Origin of the sequence: Bradyrhizobium sp. BRP23, assembly GCF_020194135.1 — a bacterium.
Classification (GTDB): Bacteria; Pseudomonadota; Alphaproteobacteria; order Rhizobiales; family Xanthobacteraceae; genus Bradyrhizobium; species Bradyrhizobium yuanmingense.
In genome coordinates this window covers 497,267-510,112 of sequence record NZ_JADYVW010000001.1, presented here as the reverse complement: position 1 = coordinate 510,112, position 12,846 = coordinate 497,267, and the positions used below count along the sequence as shown (strand labels likewise).

Annotated in this window: 12 protein-coding genes; 5 read left to right on the top strand and 7 right to left on the bottom strand. The window is 64.4% G+C overall.

Features of this window, described 5'->3' with window-relative positions:
• Positions 1-84: 84 nt before the first annotated feature.
• The gene (locus I6F24_RS02315; RefSeq protein ID WP_225149911.1) at positions 85-1,218 is read right to left on the bottom strand and encodes a nitronate monooxygenase; all 1,134 of its coding nucleotides are present in this window, start codon (positions 1,216-1,218) and stop codon (positions 85-87) included.
• A 285-nt stretch (positions 1,219-1,503) separates the two neighbouring features.
• Here I6F24_RS02315 and yghU point away from each other — a divergent pair, with 285 nt between their 5' ends.
• Positions 1,504-2,376 (top strand): glutathione-dependent disulfide-bond oxidoreductase, encoded by an 873-nt coding sequence (gene yghU / locus I6F24_RS02310; protein ID WP_036023001.1) that lies wholly within the window; start codon positions 1,504-1,506, stop codon positions 2,374-2,376.
• A 188-nt stretch (positions 2,377-2,564) separates the two neighbouring features.
• On the opposite strand, the gene I6F24_RS02305 is transcribed toward yghU, so the two are convergent.
• From I6F24_RS02305 to I6F24_RS02290, 4 genes are all read right to left on the bottom strand, one after another.
• The gene (locus tag I6F24_RS02305; protein ID WP_036023002.1) at positions 2,565-3,179 is read right to left on the bottom strand and encodes a flavin reductase family protein; all 615 of its coding nucleotides are present in this window, start codon (positions 3,177-3,179) and stop codon (positions 2,565-2,567) included.
• A gap of 69 nt (positions 3,180-3,248) precedes the next feature.
• On the bottom strand, positions 3,249-4,526 hold the full coding sequence (locus I6F24_RS02300) for an acyl-CoA dehydrogenase family protein (RefSeq protein ID WP_036023003.1): 1,278 nt from the start codon (positions 4,524-4,526) through the stop codon (positions 3,249-3,251).
• A 311-nt stretch (positions 4,527-4,837) separates the two neighbouring features.
• Positions 4,838-5,218 carry a VOC family protein gene (locus I6F24_RS02295; RefSeq protein ID WP_036023004.1) on the bottom strand — a complete coding sequence of 127 codons (381 nt, stop codon included), beginning with the start codon at positions 5,216-5,218 and terminating at the stop codon, positions 4,838-4,840.
• A 105-nt stretch (positions 5,219-5,323) separates the two neighbouring features.
• Positions 5,324-6,103: an SDR family oxidoreductase gene (locus I6F24_RS02290; RefSeq protein ID WP_036023005.1), complete on the bottom strand. Its 780-nt coding sequence runs from the start codon at positions 6,101-6,103 to the stop codon at positions 5,324-5,326.
• A gap of 168 nt (positions 6,104-6,271) precedes the next feature.
• On the opposite strand from I6F24_RS02290, the gene I6F24_RS02285 reads away from it, so the two are divergent.
• From I6F24_RS02285 to I6F24_RS02275, 3 genes are read left to right on the top strand one after another with little or no spacing between them, the layout of a single operon-like run.
• A complete protein-coding gene (locus I6F24_RS02285) occupies positions 6,272-7,060 on the top strand; it encodes an enoyl-CoA hydratase/isomerase (RefSeq protein ID WP_036023010.1) in 789 nt (262 codons plus the stop codon).
• Positions 7,057-8,043: a phosphotransferase family protein gene (locus tag I6F24_RS02280; RefSeq protein ID WP_036023006.1), complete on the top strand. Its 987-nt coding sequence runs from the start codon at positions 7,057-7,059 to the stop codon at positions 8,041-8,043. The genes I6F24_RS02285 and I6F24_RS02280 overlap by 4 nt, the downstream gene beginning before the upstream one ends.
• Positions 8,044-8,046: 3 nt before the next feature.
• Complete coding sequence (locus tag I6F24_RS02275) at positions 8,047-8,424, top strand: DUF6285 domain-containing protein (RefSeq protein ID WP_036023007.1); 378 nt, start codon at positions 8,047-8,049, stop codon at positions 8,422-8,424.
• A gap of 252 nt (positions 8,425-8,676) precedes the next feature.
• On the opposite strand, the gene I6F24_RS02270 is transcribed toward I6F24_RS02275, so the two are convergent.
• The gene (locus I6F24_RS02270; RefSeq protein WP_036023008.1) at positions 8,677-9,456 is read right to left on the bottom strand and encodes an enoyl-CoA hydratase-related protein; all 780 of its coding nucleotides are present in this window, start codon (positions 9,454-9,456) and stop codon (positions 8,677-8,679) included.
• 211 nt (positions 9,457-9,667) lie between these two features.
• On the opposite strand from I6F24_RS02270, the gene I6F24_RS02265 reads away from it, so the two are divergent.
• Positions 9,668-10,942: an acyl-CoA dehydrogenase family protein gene (locus tag I6F24_RS02265; protein ID WP_036023009.1), complete on the top strand. Its 1,275-nt coding sequence runs from the start codon at positions 9,668-9,670 to the stop codon at positions 10,940-10,942.
• Positions 10,943-11,084: 142 nt separating this feature from the next.
• Here I6F24_RS02265 and I6F24_RS02260 read toward each other — a convergent pair whose 3' ends face one another.
• On the bottom strand, positions 11,085-12,662 hold the full coding sequence (locus tag I6F24_RS02260) for a fatty acid--CoA ligase (RefSeq protein WP_225149910.1): 1,578 nt from the start codon (positions 12,660-12,662) through the stop codon (positions 11,085-11,087).
• Positions 12,663-12,846 lie beyond the last annotated feature (184 nt).

Genomic DNA, 12,846 nt, shown 5'->3' with positions numbered 1-12,846 from the left:
TGCGAGCGCAGCGAAGCAATCCAGGATCTTTCCGCGGAGGCAGTCTGGATTGCTTCGCTGCGCTCGCAATGACAAGTGGGATCGTCACTCCGCCACCAGCGCATTCATGTGCTCGACGGCTTCGGCGAAATCCTGCTTGAACTCCTGTACCACCGCACCCGCCGACTTGACGCTGTCGATCAGGCCGACGCCCTGGCCGACGAAATAGCTGACGAGATCGCGCGCCTTGGCGTTGCCGCTTGCGGCGGCTCGGTCGATCGAATGGAAGGCGTCGCGGCTAATGATGCTTTGCAACGGCATCGGCAGCGCGCCCGGGCTATCCGGCGCGCGGTCCCAGGCGTCGGTCCAGACTGAGCGGAGCTGCCGGGCCGGCTTGCCGGTGCGGCCCTTCGAGCGCACCGCATCGCGCGAGGATGCCGCGATCATCTTCTCGCGAAAGATCTCGCTTGTCTCGGACTCGACCGTGGCCAGCCACACCGAGCCGGTCCAGACGCCGGCCGCGCCCATCGCCATGCAGGCCGCCATCTGCCGTCCCGTCATGATGCCGCCGGCTGCCAGCACCGGCACGTCTCGGATAGTCTTGATCGCCTTGATCACCTCCGGCACCAGCACCATGGTCGAGACCTCGCCGCAATGGCCGCCGGCCTCGGTGCCCTGCACGACGAGAATATCGACGCCGGCCGCGACCTGGCGCAGCGCGTGCTCCTTGGCGCCGACCAGCGCTGCAACCGGCACGCCGTGCTTCTTGCCCATCTCGATCATCGCCTTCGGCGGCACGCCCAGCGCATTGGCGATCAGGCGGATCGGATGATTGAAGGAGACCTCGAGCAGCTGAAGCGCGGTCTTGCCGTCGAACGGCTGCGGCTGGTTGTCCGCGACCTCGGTGGTGGTCAGCTCGATGTCGTACTTCTTCAGGAGATCGCGCGTGTAGTTGCGGTGCTCCTGCGGCACGCGCGCTTCCAGGCTCTTCCAGGTGACGTCCTTCTCGCCGGCCGTCGAGATGTTTTCCGGGATGAGCACGTCGATGCCGTAACGCTTGCCATCGACGTGATCATCGATCCATTTCAGCTCACGCTCGAGCGTGTCCGGCGTATGCACGGTCGCGCCCAGCACGCCGAAGCCGCCGGCGCGGCTGACGGCGGCAACGACGTCGCGACAATGGCTGAAGGCGAGCAGCGGGAATTCGATCCCCAGCATGTCGCAGATCGGCGATTTCATGGCTCTCTCCCGGCGGCAGGCTTCGCATTCTCGTTGCTTTCGCTGGCAAAGCAAAGTGACGCTAGCCGATCGATGACATGCCGGATCTGGCGAGGCATCTTGTGTGCAGACGTCGCGCTCTATCCGCGGGCCGCAGGCCCTGCGGGCACCCGGGAATGACGGAGGGGAGGGGCTGCCATGACAAAACGCAGAGTTGTCCCATCCGGCAATGCATTGCGGCGCCCTTGTCATCGGCCGTTTGCGGGTTAATTAATGCAGACGCATCCTTTTTGCCCGGAGCCCCGCATGACCGACGCCCCTTACGTGCCGCCCAAAGTCTGGACCTGGAACAAGGAGAACGGCGGGCAATTCGCCAACATCAACCGCCCGATTGCCGGGCCCACCCACGACAAGGAGCTGCCAGTCGGCAAGCATCCGCTTCAGCTCTACTCGCTGGCGACGCCGAACGGGGTCAAGGTCACCGTGATGCTGGAGGAGCTCCTGGCGCTCGGCCACAAGGGCGCCGAATATGACGCCTGGCTGATCAAGATTGGCAATGGCGATCAGTTCGGCAGCGGCTTCGTCGACATCAATCCAAATTCCAAGATCCCGGCGCTGATGGATCGCTCCGGCCCCGAGCCTGTCCGGGTGTTCGAGTCAGGCTCGATCCTGTTCTACCTCGCCGAGAAGTTCGGCGCCTTCCTGCCGAAGGACGTCAAGGCCCGCACCGAGGCGATGTCCTGGCTGTTCTGGCAAATGGGCAGTGCGCCCTATCTCGGCGGCGGCTTCGGCCACTTCTACGCCTATGCGCCGACCAAGATCGAATACGCCATCGACCGTTTCGCAATGGAGACCAAGCGCCAGCTCGACGTGCTCGACCGGCGTCTCGCTGACAACGAATATCTCGCGGGCAAGGACTACACCATCGCCGACATGGCGGTGTGGCCCTGGTATGGCGCGCTCGCCAAGGGGCTCGTCTATGGCGCCGGCGAATTTCTGTCGGTGCAGGACTACAAGAACGTGCAGCGCTGGACCGACCAGATTGCGCAGCGCCCCGCCGTGAAGCGCGGCCGCATGGTCAACCGGGTCTCCGGCGATCCCGCCAGCCAGCTCCACGAGCGCCACGACGCGAGCGACTTCGAGACCAAGACCCAGGACAAGCTCGTGCCCGCGACGTAGCTAACGGGTTCATCACCTCTCCCCGCAAGTGGGGAGAAGTCGAATTCGATCGCAGATCGAATTCGGGTGAGGGGGTACAGGTCCCTCGACAGTCTCGCGCGTGGAGAAAGCCCCTCACTCCAACCCTCTCAGCGCGAGCCAAGCTCGTCGCGGCCCCATGGGGCGAGGGAGCGCACCGTTGCTGCGGCCTATTTCTTCATGCCCTCCGCCGCCGGAAACACCACGCGGTCATCGGTGCGGCAGTAACGGTCGGCGAACATGCGGCCGATTGGGTGATAGCGGTCCATGTGCACCCGCATCGCCTTGTCGTCCCAGAGCTCGTCGCGGATGTGGAAGTGGAGGCCTTCGCCCATGATCAGGCGACGATCGTCGTTGACGTCGATCAGCTTCCAGAGCTTGCACTCCATGGCCCAGGGCGTGTCGGCCAGCCGGGGCACGGCGATCTTCGCCGAGGGCGCGAGCTTTAGCCCGAGATAGTCGGGTTCGCTGATCTCAGGCGGAAAATCGCCGCTGGACTCGTGCATCGCCCGCGCCAGCGGCTCGTCCGTGAGATTGACCACGAATTCACCGGTGCGCTGGATGTTGAGAAACGTGTCCTTGTCCTCGCCGTTCGGCTTGCGGTTGGCCGCGAACATGCAGAGCGGCGGATCCTCGCAGAAGGCGTTGAAGAAGCTGAACGGGGCGGCGTTGACCACGCCGGTCGGCCCGAGCGTGGTCACCCACGCGATCGGCCGCGGCAGAATGAAGGACGTCAGCACCTTGTAGCGCTCGCGTGGCGTCAGCTCGCTGGCGGCGTAGTCCATGGTGGCTCCGTTTCTTTCTGCGCCTCTCCCCGTGGGCGGGGAGAGGCCGACGCGCGCCAAGAGAGCGGCTCACGCCATGCTCAGCTCGTGGCGGCCCACCACCATCCAGTGCACCTCGTCCGGACCGTCGGCGAAGCGCAGGTGCCGCACGTCCTGATACATCTCGGCGAGCGGGGTCCAGTGCGAGATGCCGGTGGCGCCGTGCATCTGGATGGCCTGATCGATGATCTTGCAGGCGCGCTCGGGCACCATGGCCTTGACCATGGAGACCCAGACGCGAGCCTCCTTGTTGCCGAGCACGTCCATTGCCTTCGCCGCTTTCAGCACCATCAGCCGCATCGCCTCGATCTCGCAGCGCGCCTGCGCGATGATCTGCATGTTGCCGCCGAGATGGGCGATCTTCTTGCCAAAGGCCTCACGGGTGAGGCCACGCTGCACCATCAGGTCGAGCGCCTTCTCGGCCTTGCCGATGGTGCGCATGCAGTGATGGATGCGGCCGGGGCCGAGGCGGAGCTGCGAGATCTCGAAGCCACGGCCTTCGCCGAGCAGGATGTTCTCCTTCGGCACGCGCACATTGTTGAAGCGCATGTGCATGTGGCCGCGCGGGGCGTGGTCCTGGCCGAACACGTACATGGGACCGAGCACCTCGACGCCGGGCGTGTCGCGCGGCACCAGGATCTGCGACTGCTGCTTGCTCGGCGCCGCGTCCGGATTGGTCTTCACCATCACGATGAGGATCTTGCAACGGGGATCGCCGAGACCCGAGATGTAGTACTTCTCGCCGTTGATCACCCATTCGTCGCCCACGAGTTTTGCGGTCGTCGAGATGTTCTTGGCGTCGGAGGAGGCGACGTTCGGCTCGGTCATGACATAGGCCGAACGGATCTCGCCGTTGAGCAGCGGCTTCAGCCATTTCTCCTTCTGCTCCTTGGTGCCGACCCGTTCCAGCACTTCCATGTTGCCGGTGTCGGGCGCCGAGCAGTTCATGGTCTCCGAGGCCAGCGGACTCTTGCCGAGCTCTGCCGCGATATAGGCGTAGTCGAGATTTTTCAGGCCCTGGCCGGTCTCGTCATCGGGCAGGAAGAAGTTCCAGAGGCCTTCCTGCTTGGCCTTGTTCTTGGCCTTCTCCAGCACCTCGAGCTGCTTCGGCGTAAAACTCCAGCGATCTTCCTTGCCTTCGCCGGCCTTGGCGAACTCGATCGACATCGGCTCGACGGTATCGCGGATGAACTTCTTGACGTGATCGTAAAGCGGCCGGACCTGGTCCGACATCCGCAAGTCGTTGAGCTCGTCGCCGGGATTGAGCGTGTAGTTGGTGGTGCGGGGAATGTAGGTGTGTTTTGTCATTGGTCCTCCCGGGATCGCTAGAATGTGTTGTGCGCAAGAATAGTCGCAGCGTCGGCAAAGTGCGAGGGCGCATTTTCACGCGTGAGGCCATGCCATGCGATGGAATATCGCAAGGCCGTTTGAAATGTTGTTTGAATGGGAGCGACGCGCTGGGCACGCTCGCGCCACGCTCTCCGCCATCATCGCCCGCCTTGTGCGCACTTGCGCACTGGGGCGGGCGATCCAGTACTCCGAGACGGCAGTGATTGAACAGAGTAGCTGCAGCGTACTGGATTCCCCGCCTTCGCGGGGAATGACAGCAGTGGATGTGGCTAGTTCGCCATCCGATGCATCGCGCAGATCTTGTTGCCATCGAGATCGCGCAGGTAGGCCAGATAGAGCTTGCCGCCCGGGCCCTGGCGAATGCCGGGCGGATCCTCGATCGATTTTGCGCCGGCTGCAACGCCCGCCGCGTGCCACGCATCGACCTGTTCCGGCGAATTGGCGGCAAAGCCGATCGTGCCGCCGTTGGCGCAGGTCGCCGGCTCGCCGTTGATCGGCTTCGATACCGAGAACACTCCGGTCTTGGTGATGTAGAAGATGCGGTGGCCGTCGACCCTGGCCGGCCGCACCTCGAGCGTGCCGAGCAGTTGGTCGTAGAACGCCTTGGCCTTGTCCAGGTCGTTGGTACCGATCATGACGTGTGAAAACATTTGCCCGTTCCCTCAGTGTTGTAGCCCGGATGGAGCAGAGCGAAATCCGGGTCTGCTTGCTTTTGGCCGTCCCGGATTCGCTGCGCTCCATCCGGGCTACGAGAATCAAAACGCGGTATAGCCGCCGTCGATCACGAACGTATCCGCGGTGTGATACGACGACGCCTTGCTCATCAGATACACCGCGATGCCGCCGAAATCGGAGGCTTCGCCGAAGCGCCGCATCGGAATCCGCGGCATCACGTTGGCTACGAACTTGTCGTTCGCCATGAGCCCTGCGGTCATGTCGCTCTTGATCCAGCCCGGCAGGATCGCATTGGCGGTGACGCCGTGACGTGCCAGCTCGACGCCGAGCGCGCGCACCAGCGCGTTGATGGCGGCCTTGGTCGCGGCATAATGCTCGTTGCGCGCGGTGCCGAAGATCGAGGCGAGGCTCGAGGTCGCAACCAGCCGGCCGAAGGGATCGCCGGCATTGGCGCGCTCGGTCATGTGCTTCGCGGCGGCCTGAAAGGCGTGGAACACGCCGTCCAAATTGGTCGCGAACATCGTGCGCCATTCCTCCTCGGTGCGCTCGATGAAGGCGCGCCGGCCGCCGCCGCCGATGCCGGCATTGGCGAAGCAGCCGTCGACCCGGCCGAAGGAATCGAGCGTCGCCTTCATCGCGGCATTGACCGAGGCCGGATCGGTGACGTCGCAGACGCGGCTCTCGACCTTGCCGGGAGCGCCGGCCATGCTCGCAGCGGCGGCCTTGTTCTTGTCAGCGTTGCGGCCCCAGATCGAGACGTTGCAGCCCTGGCCCGCGAGCGCCTGTGCGATGCCGAGCCCGATGCCGCCATTGCCACCGGTGATCACGGCGACGCGGCCGGAGAGGTCGAAGAGGTTCATGGCGCGTTTCCTGTTTCTTGGGTCTGCGGCCTCTCAGCCGCTGCGCACAAGATTGCTTGCTATGCTCCGATCACCATGGACAAGACCGCGCCAAAAATCAAATATGCGCCCCGGCAAAACGAATTCCGGCATGCGAAACTGGCGCGGGCCGCAACTGACGAGGACATCATGCAGTTCAAACACGTCACGCTCGACTTCGATGGCGCGGTAGCGATCCTCAAGCTCGACCATCAAGAGGTGATGAACGCGGTCTCCGTGGACATGCTGGGCGGCCTCTCCGAGGCGCTCGATGCGATCGAGGAGAAAAAGGACGAGGTACGCTGCGTGGTGCTGACCGGAGCGGGGCGGGCGTTCTGCACGGGTGCCAATCTGCAGGGCCGCAACAACCAGTCGAAGAAGACCAAGGCCGGCCTGACGCTGGAGACCGGCTTCCACCCCTTCCTGCGCCGCATCCGCAATCTGCATTGCCCGATCGTCACCGCGGTCAATGGCCCGGCCGCCGGCGCAGGCATGAGCTTCGCGCTGCTCGGCGACATGATCTTGTGCGCGCGGTCCTCTTACTTCCTCCAAGCCTTCCGTCGCATCGGGCTCGTGCCGGATTGCGGCTCGACCTGGCTGTTGCCGCGCCTCGTCGGCCGCGCGCGCTCGATCGAATTGTCGTTGATGGGCGAGCGCCTGCCGGCCGAGAAGGCGCTAGAATGGGGCCTTGTCAACCGCGTCTATGATGACGGCGTCTTGATGGAGGAAGCGATGAAGCTGGCGCGCGATCTCGCCAGCGGGCCGACCGTGGCGCTGTCGCTGATCCGCAAGCTCTATTGGGACAGCCCGGAAAATTCTTTCGAGGATCAGCTCAATCTGGAATTCCAGTGCCAGCTCCGCGCCGGCGACACCGAGGATTTCCGCGAGGGCGTCGGCGCCTTCCTCGAGAAGCGGCCCGCGCAGTTCAAGGGCAAATGATCGAGGCGGCGCTTTCACGCAGCGTCCAGCGCTGGTGCAAAGGGGCGACCGGCGCGACCTGTGCGGCAAAGCTCTCCGGCGGCGCCAGCCAGGAAACCTGGCGCTTCGACATCTCCCATCCCGACGGGCCGATCGGCGCGATCCTGCGGCGCTCACCAAAGGGCTATGGCGCCGCGCCGACCCGCGCGGCCGGTCTTGCCGCGGAAGCGCAGTTGATGCAGCTCGCCTATGAGGCCGGCGTGCCGTCGCCCCGCGTCCTGCATGTGCTGGTGCCGGAGGACGATCTCGGCACCGGCTTCATCATGCAGCGCGTCGAGGGCGAGACCATCGCGCGCAAGATTCTTCGCGATCAAGAGTATGCGGCGGCGCGGCCGCGTCTGGCGCGGCAGATTGGCGGCATTCTCGCAGGTCTGCATCGGCTGCCGCAGGACAAATTGCCTGCGTTGCGCAGCAGGGGCGCGACCCAGGAGATCGCCGAGTTCGAGCGCGACTATCGCAGCCTGAACTGGCCCAAGCCCGTGTTCGAGCTGGCGCTGCGTTGGCTCCGCGATCACGATCCGGGTCCCTCAGTCGAGACCACGCTGGTGCACGGCGATTTCCGCAACGGCAATCTCATCATCGGCGCGGATGGCGTTCGCGCCGTGCTCGACTGGGAACTCGCCCATCTCGGCGATCCCATGGAGGACCTCGGCTGGGTCTGCGTGAACTCCTGGCGCTTCGGCGAGATCGACAAGCCCGTCGGCGGCTTTGGCTCGCGCGAGGAATTGTTCGCCGGTTACGAGGCTTCGGGCCGCAAGGTCGACCCTGAGCGCGTCAAGTTCTGGGAAGTGATGGGCACGCTGCGCTGGGGCATCATGTGCGGCGGCATGATGCAGCGCTTTCGCGAGGGGCCCGACCATTCCATGGAGCGCGCCATGATCGGCCGCCGCGCCAGCGAGACCGAGATCGATCTGTTGCGGCTTCTGGCGCCGCGCGGGAGCTGACACATGCAGGACGAGCCGACCCCGATCGAGCTGACCAAGGCAGTCGCCGATTTCCTCCGCAGCGACATCACGCCGCTGATCTCCGGCCACCAAGCCTTCAAGCTGCGCGTCGCCATCAACATCCTCGACCTCGTCACGCGGCAGCTGACGCGGGAGGAGGGAAGCGATGCGAAGGAGGTGGAGCGCCTGCGCGCGCTGCTCGGCCTGGATGGCTCAATCGCCGAACTCAACCGCGTGCTCGCCGAGCGCATCGCCAGGGGAGAAGTCGATCTCGCGACCCCCGGTCTCGCCGAGCATCTCTGGGCGACCACGATGGACAAGCTCGCGGTGGATCAGCCGAACTACGCGTCCTACAAGCGCGAGCTGGGGCGGGGCGGATAGCTCTCTCCCCGTCATTGCGAGGAGCCCTTGCGACGAAGCAATCCAGACTGTCTCTGCTGGGCAGCCTGGATTGCTTCGCTACGCTCGCAATGACAGTGTTGAGAGAGGGGGCGCTCCTCTCTCCGCCGTCATTCCGGGGCGTCGCGAAGCGACGAACCTGGAATCCATTCATCCGCACGTTCTGTCGCTCAATGGATTCCGGGCTCGCGCCTGTCGGCGCGCTCCGGAATGACGAGTGGGGAGACCCGTTTCCTACTTCCCCACCCATTTCGGCGGCCGCTTCTCGGAAAATGCCTTCGGGCCCTCGATGTAATCCTGCGAGGCGACCATCGCCTGCACGGCCGGATAATCGCGTTGCTCCGCGATCGCCTGCTCCAGCGACACGCCAAGCCCCTTCTGAATCGCCTGCTTCGAGGCCCGGATCGACATCGGCGAATTCTTGGCGATCATCTCGGCCCAGCGCAGCGCGGCCGCGAGCGCCTCGCCCTGCGGCACCACCTCGTTGACGAAACCGAGCTCGAGACCTTCCTTGGCGCTGACATGGCGCGCGGTGAGGATCATGCCCATGGCGCGCTTCAGCCCGATCTGCCGCGGCAGCCGGTGCAGACCGCCGGCGAGCGCGGCAAGGCCGACGCGCGGCTCGGGCAGGGCAAAGGTCGCGTTCTCCGCGGCGATGATGAGGTCGCAGGCGAGCGCAATCTCGAAGCCGCCGCCCATCGCGACGCCGTTCACCGCGGCGATGATCGGCTTGTCGCAGTCGAAGCGCGAGGTCAGGCCGGCAAAGCCGCCCTTGTCCCAGCCGCGCTTTCCGCCCGCCGCCTGCCACTTCAAATCGTTGCCGGCGCAGAACGCCTTGTCGCCGGCGCCGGTGACGATTGCGATCCACTGCTCGGGATCTCCGGAGAAATCGTCAAACACCTTCTGAAGCTCGAAATGCGCATCGGTGTGCAGCGCGTTGTAGACCTCGGGCCGCGACAGCGTCACGATCGTGATCGGCCCCTTGCGTTCCACCTTTGAGAATTTCAGCTCCATCGCGCGCTCCCGGATTTTCTTTCGAAGGAATATTGGCCCCATACTACCGTGCGGGTGCGCCAGAGCACCATCGAATTGCGCGGGCGCGCCTTGCGCTCCTCACATCTCGGCTTGCTTGACTTGCACGCGCTCTTCTCACCTTAATCGCACCAAGCAAGAATGCGCCCAGCGCCTTAACGCAAAACGATAAAATCAATCCGGGAGAGAACCTGTGGATTTCTCATTGCCTGCCGATCTCGTCGCCTATCTCGGAGAGCTCGACCGTTTCATCGAACGCGAGATCAAGCCGCTGGAACGGGCCGACGACAACATCCGCTTCTTCGACCATCGCCGCGAATGGGCGCGGACCGATTTCGAGAATGGCGGCCTCCCGCGCCACGAATGGGAGGCGCTGTTGCGCAAGGCCAAGGACCTCGCGGATGCCGCCGGGCATTTGCGCTTTCCTGTGCCGAAGCAATATGGCGGCAAGGACGGCTCCAACCTCTGGATGGCCGTGATCCGTGAGCATTTTGCCGCAAAGGGTCTCGGCCTGCACAACGACCTCCAGAACGAGCATTCGATCGTCGGCAACTTCCCCGTCGTCACCATGCTCGACCGCTACGGCCGCGACGACCAGAAGGCGATGATCGACGGCTCGATCAGGGGCAAGTACCGCATCACCTTTGGCCTGACCGAGCCGCATCACGGATCGGATGCCACCCACATGGAGACGCGCGCGGTGGCAGCCACGCGCGACAACGTCAAGGGCTGGATCATCAACGGCGAGAAGATGTGGACGACAGGCATGCATGTCGCCACGCACTGCGCGCTGTTCGCGCGCACCAGCGGCAACGATGGCGACGCCCGCGGCATCACCTGCTTCCTAGTGCCGGCCAAGAGTCCCGGCGTCAGGGTCGAGGAGTACATGTGGACCTTCAACATGCCGACCGACCATCCGCGTGTCAGCTTCACCGACGTCTTCGTGCCGGAGGATGCGCTGTTCGGCGAGGTCGGCCGCGGACTGTCGCTGGCGCAATGCTTCGTCCACCAGAACCGTATCCGGCAAGCGGCAAGCTCGCTCGGCGCCGCGGTCTACTGCATCAACGAGAGTGTGAAATACGCGCGTGAGCGCAAACCGTTCGGCAAGGCGCTGGCCGAGAACCAGGCGATCCAGTTCCCGCTGGTCGAGCTCGCCACGCAAGCGGAGATGCTGCGCCTCCTGATCCGTAAGACCGCCTGGGAAATGGACCAGCTCGACGAGGAGCAAATCGAGCGCACCCTGTCCGACCGGGTCTCGATGTGCAACTACTGGGCAAACCGCCTCTGCTGCGAATCCGCCGACCGCGCTATGCAGGTCCATGGCGGCATGGGCTATTCACGCCACAAGCCGTTCGAGCACATCTATCGCCACCATCGCCGTTATCGGATCACCGAAGGCAGCGAGGAGATCCAGATGCGGAAAGTGGCGGGGTTCTTATTCGGCTATATGGGGCCGGGGAAGCATTAGAGGCTCGCACTGCTATCGTAGGGTGGGTTAGCGCTGCGATTGCGCGAAGCGCGATCGCAGGGCGTAACCCACCAGCGCAATCCGCGTGGATTGCAAAGAGGTGGGTTACGCCTACGGCTAACCCACCCTACGGCACCGCGGATCAATTCACCCGCCGATCCTTCCCCGCCCAATACGGCTCGCGCAGCTGCCGCCGCAGGATCTTGCCTGACGGATTCCTCGGCAGCGCAGGCAGGAATTCCACGCTCTTCGGCGTCTTGTAGCCGGCGATGCGCGTCCGGGTGAAGTTGATGATCTCGGTGGCAGTCGCCTGCTTGCCCGGCTTCATCACCACGATCGCCTTCACGGCTTCGCCCCATTTGTCGTCAGGCACGCCGATCACGGCGGCTTCGGCGACATCGGGGTGGTCGCACAGAGCGCTCTCGACCTCGGCCGGATAGATGTTCTCGCCGCCGGAGATGATCATGTCCTTGATGCGGTCATGGATGTAGAGATAGCCGTCCTCGTCCATGTAGCCGGCATCGCCGGTGCGCAGCCAGCCGTCGCTGCGCAGCGTGGATGCGGTCGCCTCCGGCAGGTTCCAGTAGCCGGCCATGTTGGAGCCCGAGCGCGTCGCGATTTCGCCGACCTGCCGCGGCGGCAGCGGCTTGCCGTCCGGATCCAGGATCGCGATCTCGACGCCCGGCAGCGCCTTGCCGGCCGAGCGCATCCGCTCCAGCCCCTCGACGTGATCCTCCGGCGGCAGCGCGACGATGGTGCCGGTGGTCTCGGTCATGCCGTACATCTGCACGAAGCCGCATTTGAAGACCTCGATGCATTCCTTCAGCAGCGCTGCGGGAATCGGCGAGGCGCCGTACAGCATGTATTTCAGCCGCGAGAAGTCGACCGTCCTGGCGCGTGGCTGCCGCACCACGAACTGCATCGCCGCCGGCACCATGAACAGTTTTGTGATGCCCGACTGCTCGAAGAAATCCAAAACCTTGGTCGGGTCGAACTCGCGCGCGATCACGCCGCGGGCGCCGTGATAGAGCCCCATGACGCCCCACCCCGAACCGCCGATGTGAAAGATCGGCATCGCCACCAGCGAGACATCGTCGGTCGACCACCGGTTCCACTCCGGCTTGTCCTCGGCATTGCCGGATTGCACCAGGTTGAGGAAGTTGGCATGCGACAACATCGCGCCCTTCGGCTTGCCCGTCGTGCCCGACGTGTAGAGCTGGATCGCGATGTCCGTGGTGTCGATCGGCACCTTCGGATCATCGCCGCTCTGCGCATCGCGCCATGCCGTAAAATCCGGCCATTCCGGCGCGCCGCCCTCGGTGGTGATGACGGTGCGCACGCTTGGTATCTGCTCCCGGATCTGGCGCACTTGAGTGATGAACTCCGGCCCGACGAACAGCACCGGCGCCCTGCAATCCGAGACGATGAAGGCGACCTCGGGCCCTGCCAGCCGCCAGTTCACCGGCGCCATCACGACGCCAGCCTTCATCGCACCCATCAGGAGCTCGAAATAGATGTCGCTGTTCTTGCCGAGATAGGCGATGCGGTCGCCCTTCTTCACGCCCATTGCGAGGAGCGCGTTCGCGACCTTGTTGGTCTTGATGTCGAACTCGGCGAAGCTCGTGGTGCGGCCCTCGAATTCATAGGCGATGGCGCTGTCGCGGCTCTTCGCACGCTCGCGCACCATGTCGGCGAGGTTCGCCAGTTTCTGTGTGGACATGTTTCTCCCGCAGGCGTTTGTTTTTATGCCCGGGAGTGTGGCGTCATCCGCCGGTGAAGACAAGATGGGCTCCGCTGTCGTCCCGGACAAGCGCGCGCCTCAAGCGCGCGCAGATCCGGACCCATAGCCACAGGAAGTTGTTTGGCGAAGACACGCAGTTACCTGTCTCGCGCCACGACTGCTC

Coding starts and splice junctions, on each gene's coding strand:
- I6F24_RS02280 (WP_036023006.1), top strand. CDS start 7,057: ATGATCGAGGCGGCGCTTTCACGCAGCGTCCAGCGCTGGTGCAAAGGG.
- I6F24_RS02275 (WP_036023007.1), top strand. CDS start 8,047: ATGCAGGACGAGCCGACCCCGATCGAGCTGACCAAGGCAGTCGCCGAT.
- I6F24_RS02305 (WP_036023002.1), bottom strand. CDS start 3,179: ATGGACTACGCCGCCAGCGAGCTGACGCCACGCGAGCGCTACAAGGTG.
- I6F24_RS02290 (WP_036023005.1), bottom strand. CDS start 6,103: ATGAACCTCTTCGACCTCTCCGGCCGCGTCGCCGTGATCACCGGTGGC.
- I6F24_RS02270 (WP_036023008.1), bottom strand. CDS start 9,456: ATGGAGCTGAAATTCTCAAAGGTGGAACGCAAGGGGCCGATCACGATC.
- I6F24_RS02315 (WP_225149911.1), bottom strand. CDS start 1,218: ATGAAATCGCCGATCTGCGACATGCTGGGGATCGAATTCCCGCTGCTC.
- I6F24_RS02300 (WP_036023003.1), bottom strand. CDS start 4,526: ATGACAAAACACACCTACATTCCCCGCACCACCAACTACACGCTCAAT.
- I6F24_RS02260 (WP_225149910.1), bottom strand. CDS start 12,662: ATGTCCACACAGAAACTGGCGAACCTCGCCGACATGGTGCGCGAGCGT.
- I6F24_RS02295 (WP_036023004.1), bottom strand. CDS start 5,218: ATGTTTTCACACGTCATGATCGGTACCAACGACCTGGACAAGGCCAAG.
- yghU (WP_036023001.1), top strand. CDS start 1,504: ATGACCGACGCCCCTTACGTGCCGCCCAAAGTCTGGACCTGGAACAAG.
- I6F24_RS02285 (WP_036023010.1), top strand. CDS start 6,272: ATGCAGTTCAAACACGTCACGCTCGACTTCGATGGCGCGGTAGCGATC.